This window comes from uncultured Aquimarina sp., from assembly GCF_947496855.1.
Lineage (GTDB): Bacteria > Bacteroidota > Bacteroidia > Flavobacteriales > Flavobacteriaceae > Aquimarina.
This window is the reverse complement of the sequence record NZ_CANMED010000003.1, coordinates 143,450-161,863: the sequence shown is the minus strand read 5'-3', so window position 1 is coordinate 161,863 and position 18,414 is coordinate 143,450. Positions and strand designations below refer to the sequence as shown.

The 18,414-nt window shown below is 34.0% G+C and carries 12 protein-coding genes; 11 read left to right on the top strand and 1 reads right to left on the bottom strand.

The genetic code is table 11. From position 1 onward, the window contains the following. Nucleotides 1-3 precede the first annotated feature (3 nt). Complete coding sequence (locus Q0921_RS10200; protein WP_299256409.1) at nucleotides 4-585, bottom strand: uracil-DNA glycosylase family protein; 582 nt, start codon at nucleotides 583-585, stop codon at nucleotides 4-6. A 526-nt stretch (nucleotides 586-1,111) separates the two neighbouring features. Between Q0921_RS10200 and Q0921_RS10195 the strand changes: the two genes are divergently transcribed. From Q0921_RS10195 to Q0921_RS10145, 11 genes are all read left to right on the top strand, one after another. Then, complete coding sequence (locus Q0921_RS10195; RefSeq protein WP_299256407.1) at nucleotides 1,112-2,752, top strand: TldD/PmbA family protein; 1,641 nt, start codon at nucleotides 1,112-1,114, stop codon at nucleotides 2,750-2,752. A 31-nt stretch (nucleotides 2,753-2,783) separates the two neighbouring features. Continuing rightward, nucleotides 2,784-4,100 (top strand): TldD/PmbA family protein, encoded by a 1,317-nt coding sequence (locus Q0921_RS10190; protein ID WP_299256406.1) that lies wholly within the window; start codon nucleotides 2,784-2,786, stop codon nucleotides 4,098-4,100. A gap of 309 nt (nucleotides 4,101-4,409) precedes the next feature. Beyond that, the gene (locus Q0921_RS10185; RefSeq protein WP_299256405.1) at nucleotides 4,410-5,030 is read left to right on the top strand and encodes a DUF4159 domain-containing protein; all 621 of its coding nucleotides are present in this window, start codon (nucleotides 4,410-4,412) and stop codon (nucleotides 5,028-5,030) included. Between the two features lie 13 nt (nucleotides 5,031-5,043). Next, nucleotides 5,044-6,045 (top strand): MoxR family ATPase, encoded by a 1,002-nt coding sequence (locus tag Q0921_RS10180; RefSeq protein ID WP_299256404.1) that lies wholly within the window; start codon nucleotides 5,044-5,046, stop codon nucleotides 6,043-6,045. A gap of 18 nt (nucleotides 6,046-6,063) precedes the next feature. Then, entirely contained in the window at nucleotides 6,064-6,960 is an 897-nt protein-coding gene (locus tag Q0921_RS10175; protein ID WP_299256402.1) for a DUF58 domain-containing protein, read from the top strand. Between the two features lies 1 nt (nucleotide 6,961). After that, nucleotides 6,962-8,257: a BatA domain-containing protein gene (locus tag Q0921_RS10170; protein ID WP_299256400.1), complete on the top strand. Its 1,296-nt coding sequence runs from the start codon at nucleotides 6,962-6,964 to the stop codon at nucleotides 8,255-8,257. After that, nucleotides 8,257-10,482, top strand: coding sequence for a tryptophan-rich sensory protein (locus tag Q0921_RS10165; RefSeq protein ID WP_299256398.1), 2,226 nt, complete (start codon nucleotides 8,257-8,259; stop codon nucleotides 10,480-10,482). Before Q0921_RS10170 ends, Q0921_RS10165 begins: the two co-directional genes overlap by 1 nt. Beyond that, nucleotides 10,475-12,235 carry a hypothetical protein gene (locus tag Q0921_RS10160; RefSeq protein ID WP_299256396.1) on the top strand — a complete coding sequence of 587 codons (1,761 nt, stop codon included), beginning with the start codon at nucleotides 10,475-10,477 and terminating at the stop codon, nucleotides 12,233-12,235. Before Q0921_RS10165 ends, Q0921_RS10160 begins: the two co-directional genes overlap by 8 nt. Before the next feature lie 316 nt (nucleotides 12,236-12,551). Beyond that, nucleotides 12,552-15,092 (top strand): dGTP triphosphohydrolase, encoded by a 2,541-nt coding sequence (locus tag Q0921_RS10155; protein ID WP_299256394.1) that lies wholly within the window; start codon nucleotides 12,552-12,554, stop codon nucleotides 15,090-15,092. Between the two features lie 70 nt (nucleotides 15,093-15,162). Beyond that, on the top strand, nucleotides 15,163-16,911 hold the full coding sequence (locus Q0921_RS10150; protein ID WP_299256392.1) for an AAA family ATPase: 1,749 nt from the start codon (nucleotides 15,163-15,165) through the stop codon (nucleotides 16,909-16,911). Nucleotides 16,912-17,146: 235 nt separating this feature from the next. Continuing rightward, nucleotides 17,147-18,001 carry a restriction endonuclease gene (locus Q0921_RS10145; RefSeq protein ID WP_299256390.1) on the top strand — a complete coding sequence of 285 codons (855 nt, stop codon included), beginning with the start codon at nucleotides 17,147-17,149 and terminating at the stop codon, nucleotides 17,999-18,001. Nucleotides 18,002-18,414 lie beyond the last annotated feature (413 nt).

The following is an 18,414-nucleotide window of genomic DNA, read 5'->3' as shown; positions in this document are numbered from 1 at the left end:
ATTTTAATAAGATCTTCTGATAATAGATCGGACACTATCTTGCAATTTAGGAATGACTTCTTCTTTAAACCATTCATTTTTTGCTTGCCAGATATTGTTTCTAGGAGAAGGGTGGGGTAATACGAAATAATCAGGTAAATATTCGGTGTAATTTTTTACAGATTCTGTAAGTGTTCTTTTAAGTCGATTTCCTAAATAATATTGTTGTGCATAATTACCTATTAGTATGATAAGTTCTATATCTTTTATCTTGCTTAATAATTGTTGATGCCACAAAGGTGCACACTCCTTTGTAGGGGGCAAATCTCCAGACTTTCCTCTTCCTGGATAGCAAAACCCCATAGGGATCAAGGCGATTATTTCGGGATTATAAAAAATGTCATTATCAATTCCCATCCAAGCTCTTAAATTCTGTCCGCTTTTATCATCCCATGGAATTCCGGATTTATGGACAATGCTTCCTGGCGCTTGTCCTATGATCACTATTTTGCTATTTGCATGTGCGGAGACTATTGGTCGTGGGCCCAATTCTAATTTTGCCTTGCAGATATCACATTTGGAAATTAAGCTCAACAATTCTTTCATATAATTCAGGGAAATTTAGAAGATTAAATTACAAATAAGTTTAATGAATTTCTATATAATCTTTATTTGATTCTAAACGTAACTCTACAAATGATGTTTTACAAATTTTCACTCCTAATATCATGGAATTAAGTTTTAACCGTGTTTTTGAGTATTTATTAAAGAATGGTAGAAAACTTTAACAAAAATTTAAGCAAGCGATGTTTTTATAATTTTTTGGTGTTATTTTGTTTGATTTTATAATAATAATATAATTAAAAAATTGATTTTAACATATTGTTTGTTAGTGTTTTACGAGAATGACCTCAGGTTAGGAATTTTGCGGAATCCTACGCTTAAAATCCAATGGTGAAGATTCACTAAGGTATGGTACTTTGATTTAATTTTTCTACATTTAAAGCTAACGGAAGTTAGTCTTGTAACAAAACTTTAAGAAGATCTTCGGATAATTGATTAATTAAAGTGTTTTTACAAGAAAAAATTCATCAGACTTATTTTAATATTCACTCAATCAAAAAAGAGGTTTATGAAACGTAGAGATTTTATTCAATACACAGGATTAGGAGCAGGCGCTTTGATGATGCCTTCGCTACTCCTGGGAAATGACATTCCCGCAGAAGCATTGCTTAATCCGGGAATGGATGTGGCCATCAAGAAAAAAATGGCAGATGTGGCGCTTAATACTGCAAAATCATTAGGAGCAACTTATGCTGATGCTCGAATTGGTAGGTATTTAAACCAATATGTATTTACTAGAGAAGATAAAGTACAAAATGTGGTAAATACCGAATCATTTGGTATCGGAATTCGAGTTATTGTTAAGGGTACTTGGGGATTCGCATCTACCAATAGTGTTACCGAAGACGGAATTAAGAAAGCTACAGATCAAGCAGTAGCAATTGCAAAAGCAAATTCCAAATTTCAAAAAGAAGAAGTAAAACTGGCTCCAGTAAAATCCCACGGAGAAGTATCTTGGAAAACTCCAATTAAAAAGGATTTTAAGGATGTACCGGTTTCAGAAAAAGTAGATCTATTATTATCTGCAAATGCCGCTGCATTAGAGAATGGAGCTAATTATGTGAATTCTGGACTCTTTATGGTAAATGAGCAGAAATATTTTGCATCTACCGATGGATCATATATTGATCAGGATGTACATCGTATCTGGCCAACATTTACAGTTACCGCAATTGATAAAGGTACTGGTAAATTTAAATCACGCCAAGCAATGAGTGCTCCGATGGGAATGGGGTATGAGTATATGGATGGATTAGCTTCAGAAAAGCTAAAAGGCCCTGAAGGGCTCAATCTATATCGTGGAAGTTATGATATCATAGAAGATGCTACTATAGCTGCTAAGCAAGCTAAGGCAAGGCTAACGGCAAAATCTGTGGAAGCAGGTAAATACGATTTGGTATTAGAACCTAATCATTTAGGTCTTACCATTCACGAATCTGTAGGACACCCATTAGAATTAGATAGAGTCTTAGGATACGAAGCTAATTATGCAGGAACAAGTTTTGCTACATTAGATAAATGGAAAACTAAAAACTTTAAATACGGTAGTGATATTGTAAATCTTGTTGCCGATAAAACCCAAGTAGGTTCCTTAGGAGCTGTAGGGTATGATGATGAAGGAGTGCAAACCAAAAAATGGGATTTAGTTCGTAATGGAGTACTAACCAATTATCAGGCAATACGCGATCAGGTTCATATGATAGATCAAAATGAATCTCACGGATGTTGTTATTCTCAGAGTTGGAACGATGTACAGTTTCAGCGTATGCCTAATGTATCATTAGAACCAGGAAAAGAGAAGTATTCTATAGATGATATGATCAAAGACGTAGAAAAAGGAATCTACATAGCTGGTAGAGGTTCATATTCTATAGATCAACAACGATATAATTTCCAATTTGGTGGAACTGTATTTTTTGAAATCAAAAATGGAAAAATTGTAGGTATGCTAGATGATGTAGCGTATCAATCTAATACACAAGAGTTCTGGAATTCTTGTGCTAAGATATGTGACAAAGATGATTACCGAATGTTCGGGTCATTCTTTGATGGTAAAGGACAGCCTTCGCAAGTAAGTGCTGTATCTCATGGAAGTTCTACCACACGTTTTAATGGTGTAAATGTGATCAACACAGGTAGAAAAATTTAAATCACAGTCTTATTTACAAATAAAAAATATCATGGCAATATATTCTAAAGAAGAAGCAAAGCAGATTATGGAAAAGGCATTGAGCTTTTCTACTGCAGATGCTTGTGAAGTAAATTTAAGCGGAAGCGAAAGCGGTAATATCCGTTATGCTAGAAATACAGTGTCTACAGCAGGACACAGATCGAATCAAACCTTGGTTGTACAATCTAATTTTGGAAAAAAATCGGGTACGGCTACGATTGATGAATTCGATGATGAGTCATTGAAAAAAGTGGTAAAAAGAGCTGAAGAGTTGGCAAAACTTTCTCCAGAGAACCCAGAATTTATGGCTCCCTTGGGTCCACAGAGATATGATGAATCCATTACCTATGTAGATAAAACAGCTAAGATAACACCAGAGTATCGTGCGGAAGTTGCTAACAGTAGTATTGAACCAGCAGCAGCTAAGGATGTTACAGCTGCGGGATTTTTTAACGACTCTACAGGTTTTAGCGCAATGATGAACTCTAGTGGTTTATTTGCCTACAATCAGGCAACCGATGCTAGTTTTACAGTAACCATGCGTAGTAATGATGGTACCGGATCTGGTTGGGTAACTAGAGATTTTAATGATGTCAGTAAATTTAATGCGGTAGAAGCTTCTACGGTTGCAATAGATAAAGCGGTAATGTCTAAAGAAGCAAAGGCAATAGAACCAGGTAAATACACGGTAATTCTAGAACCGGCAGCTTCTGTAGGCCTTTTAGGTAATATGGCATTTGCATTTAATGCACGTACAGCGGATGAAGGACGTAGCTTTATGTCTAAAGAAGGCGGAGGAACCAAAATGGGAGAGAAGATTGTTGATGAACGCGTAAATATCTGGTCAGATCCATTAAACCCCGAAGTTCCTACAGGTACATGGAACGGTTCAGGACAACCGCTGAAAAAGACAAGTTGGATAGAAAATGGAGTTGTGAAAAATTTGGCATATGGCCGTTATTGGGCAGAGAAAAAAGGAGTAGATCCTGTTCCTTTTCCTAATGGATTTATTATGCAAGGAGGGGATGCCTCATTAGACGACCTTATTAAAGGAACGAAAAAAGGTATTCTAGTAACTCGATTATGGTACATTAGAACCGTAGACCCTCAAACCTTATTGTACACAGGACTTACTAGAGATGGAACTTTCTATATAGAAAACGGAAAAATAAAGCATCCAGTGAAGAATTTCAGATTTAACGAAAGTCCGATCATTATGCTTAATAATCTGGAAACGCTAGGTAAACAAGTAAGAATCGATGGCAATCTAGTGCCTTATATGAAAATAAGAGACTTTACCTTTACTAGTTTATCAGATGCGGTATAAGAAGTAGTTCATAATATTACTGGTTATTTTGATTAGTTCATTATAACCAGTTTTTATTTATGTACCCGCTGTGCATTATGAAAGAAATGTTAAAGAAAAGTGTCAATTCGAGTAATTTTCTAGAATAAAATGGAGGAAAATTGTATCGAGAATAGCTTTTTTGATCCAAAATCCTATTCTCGATACACTTCTTCTTTCAGTCGAAGCACTCGAATCGACGAATTTTGAATAAAAAAATCAAAATGAACAGCAGGTTCTTCATATATTATTTCGCAATAAATCCGACAAAGATCAAAACAACACACCATATTGAGCAATAAATTTTTCTTTACACGATTACAATACGAATCTGGAGATTGGGATGTAGACCAAAGAATGCCTTCTAATCTGTTAAATTCTCTGGTGGAGTATACTACCCTAAAAGTAGATACCCAAGAAAGAATTATCTCTTTGAGTAGTGATGAGATATTCAAAAGCCCATTTTGTTATATCTCTGGTCATAAATTGGTGCAGTTTACCAAAAAAGAAAGAGAGAATTTTAAGAAGTATGTAAACAATGGTGGTTTTGTATTTGCAGATGATTGCAATCACGATATCGATGGATTGTTTTCCAAATCATTTGAGCGCCAGATGTCAGCTATTTTTGGTTCAGAAGCATTGAAAAAGATCCCTAATAATCACGAGATTTATAAAATATTTTTTGAGTTTGAAGATGGTCCTCCAACTACCTCACAAGAATTAAATGGATGGGGAGATGATATTGTTCATGACTACTTAAAGGCGATTCAGGTTAATGGTAGAATTGGTGTTTTATTTAGTAATAAAGACTATGGTTGTGAGTGGGATTATGATTTTAGAAATAAACGATGGTATAAAATAGACAATACCCGATTTGGTGTTAACATTGTTATGTATGCGTTAACATCATAAAAGATATAGCTAAATGGATAAAGAGTTAGTAAACATAGAAGAAGAAGTAACTGTTCTTACCGAGAAGCTTCAGAAGTTAAGGAAAGAGATTGGTAAGGTGATTACTGGGCAGGAGGAAACTATTGAACAGTTATTAATCACTTTTCTTGCGGGCGGACACGCCTTATTAGAAGGAGTTCCGGGCTTAGCAAAAACCTTAATGATTAGAACTTTGGCACAAGCCATTGACTTAAACTTTAAGAGAATACAATTTACGCCAGATTTAATGCCTTCGGATATTATAGGCACTGAGATATTAGAAGAAGATTATAGTACGGGGAAGAAGTTTTTTAAATTTAATAAAGGACCAATTTTTTCTAATATCATATTGGCAGATGAGATCAATCGTACGCCACCAAAAACCCAGGCAGCGCTGTTAGAAGCAATGCAGGAGTTTGAAGTTACTTATTCAGGAAAAACATACCAATTAGACAGACCATTTTTTATACTGGCGACTCAAAACCCTATTGAGCAATCAGGAACCTTTGCACTTCCTGAAGCGCAGCAGGATCGATTTCTTTTATATATCAAAATAGGATATCCTACTGAATCAGAAGAAACAATGATTCTAAAGAATACGACAGGTGTAAAAAAGGAAACCTTGTATAAAGTAATTTCTGGAGAAGATATTATCAGGTTGCAACAGTTAGTTAGAGAAGTTCCTATCAGTGATGATCTAATCACTTATGTAAGTAAAGTTATTAGAGCTACCAGACCAGAAACTACGACTAATACTTATGTAAAGGAATGGGTGAATTGGGGAGCTGGACCACGTGCTGGACAAGCATTGATATTAACAGCTAAGGCTCGTGCATTGGCACAAGGACGTTTAGCAGTAACATTAGATGATTTACAGTATGTAGCTAAACCCGTATTGCGCCATAGAGTTATTGTAAATTTTAGAGCAGAATCAGAAGGAATCACTTCTGATGATGTTACGCACCATCTATTAAAAGCCATTGAGGTAGGTAAGTAAAGCAATAGAACAAATCAAGTGAGACAAGATTATCACCAATTACTAAAACCTGAACTTATTAAAACTATATCAGGATTATCACTCATTGCGCGTGTGATTGTTGATGGATATTTGTCTGGATTAAACCATAGCTATAATGTAGGTTCGGGAATGGAGTTTACTCAATTTCGTAATTATGAACCTGGAGATGACTTGCGATTACTCGATTGGAAAATGCTAGCTAGATCCGGTAGGTATTACATTAAGCAATCTGAGGTCGAAACAAATATTTCTATTAAGTTTATTTTAGATGCCAGTAAATCGATGCTTCATAAAGAAGATAAACTGTCCAAAATGGATTATGCCAGAATACTGATAGCTTCTTTAGGATACTTATCCCAAAATCAAGGGGATGCAATAGGTCTTTTTGCATTAAACGAACAGCAGTTGTATAATGTATATCCTAAAATTCAGAAACAGCACTATAATCGTTTTTTACTAGAGTTGACCAATATAGAGAATAAAGGAAAGTGGCCAGAAAATCCGGATGCTTCAAAAAGTCTTCACGATCGCAATCATAAAGAGCTCATTTTTTTTGTAACAGATTTGTATGAGCATAATGAAGAGCTGACTGCTTTTATTAAGAGGTTAAAAACTCCTAAAAATGAAGTAGTAGTGCTACATCTTATGGGAAAAAACGAGTTGGAATTTGATTACAAAGGAACTATAACATTCGAAGATCTAGAGACAGGAGCAAAACTCAAAATAGATGCGAAAACTGCGAAAAAAGAATATCTCATCGCACTGGAAGAAATGATTAAGAATACCAAAAACACACTCTTAGCCAATGATATCAGTTACCATCTATTTCAATTACAAGAACATATAGGTGAAGCATTACAGGTATTCCTAAAAAAACGAAACAAACTAATCTGATATGTTTTTTCTCAACCCTACATATCTCTGGGCACTATTGGGACTTCTGGTTCCTATAGGCATACATCTGTGGAGTAAAAAAGAAGGAAAAACAATAAAAGTAGGCAGTACAAAATTATTGAACGAATCTGATTCTAAACAATCAAGAAGTATTCAATTTAATGAATTCCTACTGCTACTAGTAAGAATGTTATTAGTCGGTATTTTGGTCTTCATAATTGCCGGTTTTCGGATTAAAAAGAAAGCTACGAATGCACCAGTAACGTATATTATAGAAGCTACGCTTGTACAGGATGAAAGGATACAAACGATTATAGATACAATAGCTACAGGAGCATCATTAAGACTTTTGGAATCCGGATTTCCGGAATTGGATGAAGATCAATTTGATTCAAATAGTAGGACACCTAATTATTGGCAGTTAGCAAAAGAAATGGAAACCTTACAAACCGATAGTATTGTCGTTTTTACGAATGCATTTATAAAGGGAATCAAAGGTAGTAGGCCGGAGACTCATAAGAATATTACCTGGATATCTTTAGACCCAGAAGAGTCGTCTGAAAAGACTATCGAAATCATAAAAAAAGAAGATTCTCTGCAAATTCTTTCTATGAGTAGTAATCAGAATCAATTGTCTTTTAAGAAGGAGCTTATTGCTTTAGCTGATGAAAGACTAAAATTTAATGAGATAGATGATAGTGTGATGTTTCGGGTAAATGGAAAGGAGGAAAGGGTACCTCTTACTTCAGGATTACCAACCAAAGTAGTACTGTTCTATGAGGACAGTTTAGCTACCCAAAAAACATACATAGAAGCATCGTTAAAGGCAATATCTAAATATCTAAATATACAAATTGATATAGAAACAGTTCAGAATATAGAGGGCATGGATTATGCTGTATTTGACCTAGTCGTTTGGTTATCTTCAGGAGCAGCTCCGAATATACCAACAAAGGTATTAGTGTACCAACCAGATAAGCTTGCTGATAGCATTATTGAAGCAGGATCTTCTAACACTATTTTTTACCTTACAGAACATCTTACTACAGCTAATAGTATTGATAGAAATCTTTCAGAAGAGCTTTTGAAATTATTTAATTTTCACCAAGATATTCAAACTGAAATTAATGAGTATGATAAAAGAACTATTAATATATCAGAATTACAACCTATAACAACTACTCTAGTAACTAACAAAAAGCAATTAGATTTTTTTGACATTTCTAAATGGTTATGGTTGTTATTGGGAGCATTGTTCATAGTGGAACGTGGTGTAGCAAAATTCAGAAAACAATAATGAGATCCGGACGTGACATATTGGTTGGGTTTAGAAGGCGATGGCGACTGATGCTTTGGCTGGAGATCGCATTATATGCCTTGGGACCTGCTATGCTAATATATCTTACGTTTTCTAGTGTATTATGGACGATACTAACCCTGCTTTTGGTTGGCAGTATTACTGCAATTGTCATAAAACCGTGGAAAAAGAGTTTAGAAAATATTGCCAGCTATATAGATCTTCATCTTGATGCTACAGAATATAGTACCGGTCTTTTGTTAGTGCCCGAAGAGAAGTTGTCTGGCTTAGCCAGAATACAACAAAATAGAGTAGCAACCAGACTGGTAGACAAACTAAAAACTATTAAACCTCCCAATCATTTAGTTCGTGGCACTATTATTTTAAGTGCTTTTATTTTGATAGGCTTAGTGATTTATAAGTACGAACTATTATCAAACCTTCAAGGATCACAACAATCTAAAGAAACTCCAGAAGCAATTGTTTTTAAACCAACCGATACTACTTTTGCGGTAATAAAATCACCTAAGTTAATACATCAACAACTAACTATTACCTATCCTAACTATACACAAATTCCTTCTTTAGAGACCTCTAAAATGGATATAAAGGCAGTAGAAGGATCCAGAGTTTCCTGGAACATACAATTTGATCAAGAAATAAAAAGCGTGATGATGGAGAGCATGGGAAATAGCCATCCTATGAAACTAATAAATGAAACCTTTACAGGAACATCAATACTCGCTAGTGCAGGTTTTTATAATTTTAAATTTACAGATTTACAAGACAGATCCTATGTGTCAGAATTGTACACTATTGAAGTGACCAAAGACAAGAGTCCTTCTGTAGAAATTAAAGGAATAAAACAATTCACCTCTTTTAGTTTTGATGAAGATAAAAAGATGTTTTTTACAGCAGCTATTACCGATGATTTCGGGATAGAAGACGCTTATATTATAGCTACGGTAAGCAAGGGCTCTGGAGAATCCGTTAAGTTCAGAGAAGAAAAGCTAAACTTTAATAGTAAGGTTTCTAAAGGCAGTAAGAATATGAAGTTGTCTAAAAATATCGATTTAGATCAAATGAAAATGGAACCTGGAGATGAATTATATTTTTATGTAGAAGCATTGGATCGCAAAAAACCAAAACCGAATACATCCAGAAGTGAAACCTTTTTTGCCGTGATAAAGGATACGATCTCAGATACCTTTGCGGTAGAAGGAACAATGGGAGTCGATCTGATGCCGGATTATTTTAGAAGTCAGCGGCAGTTAATTATAGATACAGAAAAACTTCTGAAGGATAAAGGAAAACTGTCTATAGTCGATTATAAATCTAGGAGTAATGAATTAGGTTTTGACCAAAAAGTACTACGTCTTAGATACGCTGAATTTATGGGTGGCGAATCAGAATCAGAGGGTATGGAAGAAGGTGATGAAGAACCTGAACACCAACATGAAGGAGATCATCAGGAGGAAGGTCACGAAGAAGAAGATCCTTTGGCAAAATACACGCATAAACATGATAGTCACAACGAACACAATCTGGTAGAAGAAAAAGACGAAGGCAAGAAAGATCCTCTAGAAGAATATCTACACAATCACGAAGACCCGGAAGCGTCCACACTTTTTACACAATCGCTAAAGAGTAAGTTACGAGAAGCCCTTAATGAAATGTGGGATGCAGAATTGTATTTACGACTGTATACACCAGAAAAATCATTACCGTATCAATACAGAGCCTTAAAATTGATTCAGGAAATAAAAAATAGTGCGCGTATTTATGTACACCGTATAGGTTTTGATCCACCACCGATCAAAGAAGATAAAAGACTCACCGGAGAAATAAAGGAAGTATCTGGATACCGAAAAACAGAAACTCTAGAGCAAGAAGATGCTTATCCTTCTATACGTGTCGCTTTGGCAAGACTGGAGCAATTAATTTCTGAAAAAAGTGACATTACCAATAGAGATAAAGAACTTTTTAAACAAGCTGGAAATGAATTAGCAGCAAAAGCTATTGAAGACCCTGGACAATACCTGGAAACATTACAACAATTAAAATGGATTTCTGAAGATATTGAAGTTCCATTAGAAGCCTTGGTAGTGTTGCAAAAAGGGTTGTTTTTAACACTCCCAGAATTAAAGCCTAATGCAGTGAAACAGCAACAACAAACTAGCGAAATAAATGATTTACTTTTAAAAGAGCTCGAAATCAATGATTGAGGATATCATTTTTTTACATAGTAATTGGATACCCTATATAACTATTGGTGCTATAGTCATATGGTTGGTTTTTGTTTGGAAAGAGTGGTCTCATTTTAGGAAACGCAAGTTTTGGATGAACATAACCATCGCCTTATTTGCGATGATTTCACTTTCTATCATTGCATTAAAACCAGCGTTGCCCATACTCGGTAAAAATACTAAAGTGGCTTTATTAACCAATGGTTATGATACCAAACAATTAGATAGTTTACAAAAAGTCCATAAACGATTAAAGACGTTTCTATACAAAGCAAATCAAACAATTTTAGAGAATATACATACATCAGATACTGTTTTTGTATTAGGAGATGGAGTAGCACCTTTTGATTTTTGGCAATTAGAACATCATAGGATAGACTATATCAATAATGATCTGCCATCTGGTGTGGTTAGGTTTCAATATGATCAGAGTAGGGTAGTAGGAGAGCAGTTAGAATGCAGCGGATGGTATAACAATCCAAAAAAAGGAAATCGATTGATTCTAGAAGGACCAGGAGGAAATTCTTTAGACTCAATTTTTTTGGTATCGGATAGCGCAGCATCCTTTCAGTTATCGACGGAGTTAAAAGCTATTGGCAACTATGTCTTTTCATTAGTTGAGAAAGACTCCTTAGGAAAGTTACTGTCTCGTGATCCGATTCCGGTTAGGGTGATGAATCGAACCCATTTGAGAATCTTAATTGTCAACAGTTTCCCAACCTTTGAAACCAAATACCTGAAAAACTATTTGGCAGCAATGGGTCATCAGGTATTGATAAAAAGTAGGATTACCAAAGGAAAATATAAGTTCGAATATTTTAATATGGATCGGATGCCGTTGGGAACTCTTTCTGAAAAGAATTTAGCATCTTTTGATTTGGTGATGCTGGATGCTACTACAGTAAAGAATTTAGGACAACATTCTCGGACAGCACTGGAGAATGTAATTAGAGAACAAGGATTAGGATTTTTTATCCAACCGGATGATAATTTTTTTAGATCCTCAAAAAGCATCGCTGCATTTGATTTTGATAGGGAAAAAAGCACTGAAACAAGCCTGGTTAGTTCGCCAAAAATCAAAATAAGAAAGTATCCTTTTCTATTCAAAGAGCAGTTTCAGGTACAAGCGATACATAAAAATGATACTGAACATATCGTATCCGCATATAAACATCTGGGAAAAGGAAAAGTAAGCACTACGGTTTTAGAAAGTACCTATGAGTTAGTTTTAAACGGAAAAACAACCGAGTATCAACAACTATGGTCTAAAGTTATAAATACTATTGGCAAAAAAGAACCTGCTGAGGTCAATTGGTATGAACATAGCACCCTGGGGATTAAGGATCAATCATATTCTCTTAGACTAAGAACGGCAATTCCTGAACCAGAAGTAAGAACTAGTAGTGGATACCGTATCCCAATACGCAGGGATATCGATATATCGAATCTATGGACGGGCACCACCTATCCTAAGAAATTAGGTTGGAATAGGATATCTGTCGCACAAGACACCACAGCCGTTTTGGAATATTTTGTGACCGATACCAGCACATGGAAAACAAAATCAAGGTATGCCAACATACAAAGAAACCGCAGACAGTTCGATACACCTACCGAGAAAGTCATTGAACAAACCTTAGCTGTAGCTCCCATAAACCCGATGGGTTTGTATATTTTATTTTTGCTATGTGTAGGATATTTATGGCTGGCTCCTAAGATCGAAAAGGAGTAAAAAACGTCAATTCTACGAAAGAAAACTTACGTCAGTCAGAGTGATTTTCGATAGAAAATTGTATCGAAGACAAGTAAGTTTTCTTATATCTGAAATAATATTACGGACTAAAAATTTATTCTCGAAGTATTTCGTAACGAACAATTACTGTATAAAAGAACCCATATCATTTTGTAATATGGGGAATTTTACACTATTTTTAAAACTTATAGTAAAATCCAGATGCGGTAGTAAACGTTTACAAGTGTTTGTAATTAATTACAAGCGGTACTATACGTAATAACTATACTCGCATGTTATAGCCAATCAATTAAACATGGAGGAAAAATACAAGCAAATATTAAATGAAAAAGTTGATGGGCTTATCAACTCAGGAGTAACTGATTTCCACGAAATACTAAAAAATTGTGAGAGCGCTGATCCGAGATTAATAGAAGAAATATATAACTCCAAAAGACCAGAAGAAGTTAATCATAAAGTTGGAAGTGCTTTGATTAATTATCAAATTGTTGGCAATAATCACTTACCTGCTCCAGATGTAAACCTAAGTCAATGGTGGTTTGAAGAATCTACTATCAAATATTTAATTAATAAAATCCAAGCAAAAGCTCAATTTTCACCTGAAACCAGAATCTTAAATATCGGCACTCCTACTTTGGCAATAAAGACTTCGGAAAATTATGAAACAACACTATTAGATCTAGACATAGATGTGATTTCTGCATTTAACAGATTAAAAAGGCAAAAGTGTACTGGAATCGAGTTTAATATCGCTGACGATTTACCAAAAAGATTCCATGGTGCTTATGATATGGTATTAGTTGATCCTCCATGGTATAACTTAGCTATTAAAACTGCTCTAAATAGAGCTATTCAGGGTGCTAAATTGGATGGTGAAATTTTGTTTTCTTTTCCAGGAAGATTAACCCGACCTGGAATTGATGAATTCAGATCTGAATTAATAAAAGAAATTGTTTCAATTGGTCATGACATAGTTTCCATTGAACATGATAATCTATTGTACGTCGTTCCATTTTTTGAAAAAAATGCTCTCAAAGATTTAAAGAATTTTAGCTCCATAGCTTGGAGAAAGGGTGACTTAATAGTAATTAAAAAGAAATCGGAAAAGGTTCTAAAAATCGAAGGCGAATTCAATAAAATTGATTATCAATCATTTGCTCGAAACCCAAAAGAGTTTAGAGTTTTTCTAAAAGATAACAGCTCATTATCAGACGGCCTTCCTCCCAAAAAAATAGAAAATTATTCAAAAAACATTAGTACTAGAGCTTTCAGAGAAGAGCCCGATTTATGGACTACGGCAAAAATTGGATTACAAATTAGTGATCATGTTTTAATGGAAAAGATTCTTTCATTATGGAAGACTGGTTCTTCTATTGACAAAGTTAAGAGTGAATTAATTGGAGGGGAATATGCTGCGGACCGCATTAACCTGACTGTTGATACACTGGAAGAGATGTGTGGGCTATGGGGTAATTTTTCATCTCCAGATGTTTTAAGAACTCCAACAGAAATTATTGAATCCAAACAGAATGAACTTTCGAATTTTGCCATTCGAACCAATACCAGAATAATTGAAGAATCATCAGATGAGTTTCGCCCCCCTTTTAGCAGAGATCGAGACAGGTTAATATGGTCTTCTGGATTTAAAAAACTCGCTGACAAAACACAACTTTTTCCATCTGTTGAAAATGATTCTGTAAGAAGGAGATTAACCCACACTCTTGAAGTTCAACAGTTAGCATTGACAATTGGAACTAGCCTTGGCTTAAATTTAGATTTAATTGAAGCAAGTGCTTTAGCTCACGACATAGGTCACACTCCATTTGGGCATGCTGGTGAACATGCGATCAATAACGTTTTGTCTGAGATACATACTAGCCTAAATGGATTTAACCACTATGAACATGCATTAGACGTTCTAAATTTCCTAGAATCACCATATGCTAATGATCCCTATCAAAAATTTTTAGGATTAAATATTTCAACGGAAGTTTTAGAAGCTGCTCTTAAACATACTTACTATCATTCCGACAATGAATTCTCCTCAAATAAATTATTAGAAAGATCAAAGCATAAAGAAAATATTCCAAAGGGATATTGCCATTTGGAAGGACAAGCAGTTAGGATTGCAGACAAAATCAGCTATCTCATTTCTGATTTGGAAGACGGAATTAGAATAGGAGCGATTGATATATTCGATTTAATCAAATGTCATTTATTTCATATTTCACCTCTTTATTTTGATATTAACTCTTCTGAAAATACTTTATCGCAATATCTAAGACAAAGAAAATCACTCATTAAACTTTTAATGGAAGATGTGATTAATTCTAGCACATTAAAAATTAGTCAAAAAAGTATAAAATCACCGCAGGACTCTAGAGAAGCTGATGAGTACATAATCGATCATTCAATAGACTTTTCGAGTGCTGTTGATGAAGTCTGGAATTCTATTCAAGTTGATAAGTTGTTTTCTAACAGGAAGGTTTTGAATGCAAATTTGTTGGCGGCCAAAATCGTTTCTGAACTGGTGATATTGTTCACGATAATACCTCAGTTGATTGAGGAAGATTTTCTAAAAGAATATAAGACACTAAAAGATTCAAGATATTTTGATTTTTATAAAGATAAACTAGGTAATCATATAACAATAAAAGCCGAAATGCTAAACTTCATGCCTTTTCATCTCCTTATTGGAACTAATTATCCTGCGTACCAAGACATAAAAAATGTACCTCTTATTGACCTCTTAAGATCAAAAGATTATGTTGCTTCGCTTACAGACTATAAAGCAAGAAAAGTACACAATGAACTCTTAAACAATGAAATAAAATAGGCTATAACACTATGTAAAAATGCATTAAAACGCATTTTACATTAAACGTTGTAAGCCATTTGACCAACCAATGAAATTAATAGACATAACAATTAAAAATTTTCGTTCAATTAAAGGTGACGGAATTACACTTTCTTTAAAAGACTCTGATATTATTTTTCTATTTGGTCAGAATAATGCTGGTAAATCATCATTGTTGTCTGCTTATGAATATATGATTACTCCAAAGAAGAAAGCAACTCTAAATGACTTTTTGGGTTTTGACATAAATAACATTATAGAAATCAAAACAACATTCTTAAAGGAAGAAGGAGACAATGTCATTTTTGAGAAAAAAGGATTTGACAAATGGGTTGCCGAGAACGGAGAAATTAAATTTAGAAAGACTTGGGTAAACATAGATGAAGAAGGAAAAAAAGAAACGTTTGACCCTTCTCCTGAAGTTGGTGATTACGTAGAAAATGGATTTGGAGGTTTAGAACCGCATTTGACAAAACACTCTCCAACTCCTGTTAGAATCCCTGCTTTTCCAACACCAGCAGATTTAACTACTTTCATTAAAGACATTATCAAGAAAAGTGTATTGAAAAGCCTAAAAGATGATGAAGTTGAAGCTTATCAAAAAGTAATGAACGAAGTTGAACTTTTACAAGAAAGAATATTGTCAAACGAAGTTATTAAAGCTAAAACTGAACAGGCTAATGATAATTTTAGAAAAATTTTCCCGAACCTTACTTTGGATATTAGTCCAATAGAAGGGCAAGAGTTTAACTTAGCAACTTCACTTGAAAAAGAATTTTCAGTAATCATTAAAGATGATAGATTCCCAGATACTAAACAAGATTTTTCACATCACGGTCACGGAGTAATTAGGCAGGCTCTATTTAATTTTTTAGGTATTGTAAAAAATGATTTACCTACAAATAACGAAGATGGAAACACATCAAAAGAATATTTAATTCTTTTTGAAGAGCCAGAAGTATATCTACATCCTAAAGCCATAAATCTTCTAAGAAAAGTTCTATACGATTTATGTTCTAATTCGCCTTTCCAAATAATTTGTGCATCTCATAGCCCTTCATTGATTGACATTTCAAAACCACATACTACTTTAGTAAGGTTAATTAGAGAGTCAGATGCAACAACCAAATTATATCAAGTTGGAGATGATTTATTTTCTTCTTCAGAAGAAATAAAAAATAAAGTACAAATGATTAATCGCTTCGACCCAAATATTTGTGAGTCGTTCTTTTCAAATGAAGTAATATTAGTAGAAGGAGATACAGAAGCTATTGTAGTGAGAGAGATATTGGAAAGAAAATTTCCAAATAAAGATATTTTTGTAGTTAATACTGGCTCAAAAAATAATATCCCCTTCTTTCAAAAAATTTTCAATCATTTTAATATAAAACAACACATAATTCACGATAGTGATACACGATATAATTATAGTAAATCGACAAATGAGGAAGGAGCTTTAACATATACAGTTAAAACCAATAAAGATGGCTCTCCAAAAAATAATTCTGCTTGGACATTAAATCAAAATATATGGAATGAAGTGGCTAATGGAAATCTACTTCAAAACGGATTATCAAAAAGATATGTTTCTGTATATGACTTTGAAAGTTCCCATAATTATCAATACGACAAAGACAAAGGAAAACCTTTATCGGCATTTGAATATGCAAATACTATTGAGTTAAATGAAGATATTCCAATATTGAATTTTATAAATATGATTTGCGGAGAAACTGAAAAAACAACCGAATTTACACAAGCTGAAATAGATGAGTCAGTAAATGAGCCTAATGAATAAAAACGGTTTACAACAATGGCTATAGTTAATACGGGTTTGGTGCTTAACCCAAAATTTAGTCATATTTACCAAGTCCGCCAAATCTTTTGATTTGGCTTTAGAACAAAAAAGATAAAACAAAATAAAAAGATTTGGCTAAGTGCTTAATCGAAAGGTCAGTTCCTTTTAATCCCGTACTAACCATAGCCTAGACGTTACCTGCAATATTCACCAGCAACTACATTAAGCGCAATAGATGAAAAAAGATAGCCTTGATTGGAGAGAATACGAAGCTATAACGAAATACATCTACGAAACGTTAGGTAAGGAATTTGGTGTAACAATTTTAGGTTATGGAAATAGTTGTAAAGTAACTGGAAAATCAGGTAACTCTCATCAAATAGATGTTTTAACCCTTCAATCTAACGGAGTAAATCAGATTCGAACAGCAATTGAATGCAAATACTTAAAGAAAAAAGTAAATAAAGATACTGTAATGAAAGTATTAAGTATTATTCAAGATGCTCAAATCGATAAAGGTGTTATAGTTTCAAAAAGTGGATTTACTAGAGATTCTGTTGATTTTGCTCGAGAATATAATATTGGACTTGTTGAATTAAGAGAAGCTGACGAAAAAGACTTTAGTGAAAGTCCTAAAGAGATTCATATTGCAGATTTACTTCTTAATGCTAAAATACTTATAAAAAGACCTCAAATTTTGAGCGTAAGTATTGGGAATGATCGAATTATAGAAATCAGAGATGAATGGGACTATTATAATTACTTTGTGATTTTAGAAAATAAGACAGAAATTCCTTTATTAAAGTATGTGAACGAATTTAGAAATGAAGTTAATCGTCAAAATAAATTAAACAAAATAATCACAAAGCAATTTCCAATTCAGAATGCTAACCTTCTAAATAAAAGCTCTAAAAATTCTGTAAAAATGGATCAAATTATCTTAACAGGTCAGCTAATAGAAATTGATACTAGCAAAAACATTAACTTCAAGTTGATTGATCAGGTTTGGTTAATTATGAAATCAATATTTGAAGAAAGGATATTTACTTTTTCAGAGAGTGGTTTGATTGTAGAACATAAAAGAAAATAATACTGCAGGTAACAAAGACGTGTATAATCAATTGCTTGATTATCGCCTACTTGGAAATTCCTTTGGAATTTCCTCTGGTTCGTTCTATTTTGCTAACTTAATTCTAGCCAACGCAACTGAGCCATACACGTGTCTTGTCCTGAAATAGGTTTACACAAAAGTGTAATAAGATGGAAAGATATTCAAAGACTTCATCATCGAAATGGCAGTCTAGATACAGTGAAGAATTTAAGCGATTTGTTTGTAATGAGTTTTTAACGAGTATGGTTACTCGAAGAGAAATCGAAAACCCGATCACGCGGATGTGATAGCGCGGAATTGCATTCCGTGCCACACAAGAATACGTGATAAGTGTGTCTCATCCTAAAAAAGGTTACACATTTTACATTCATCCTACAATCGATTTATAAAAA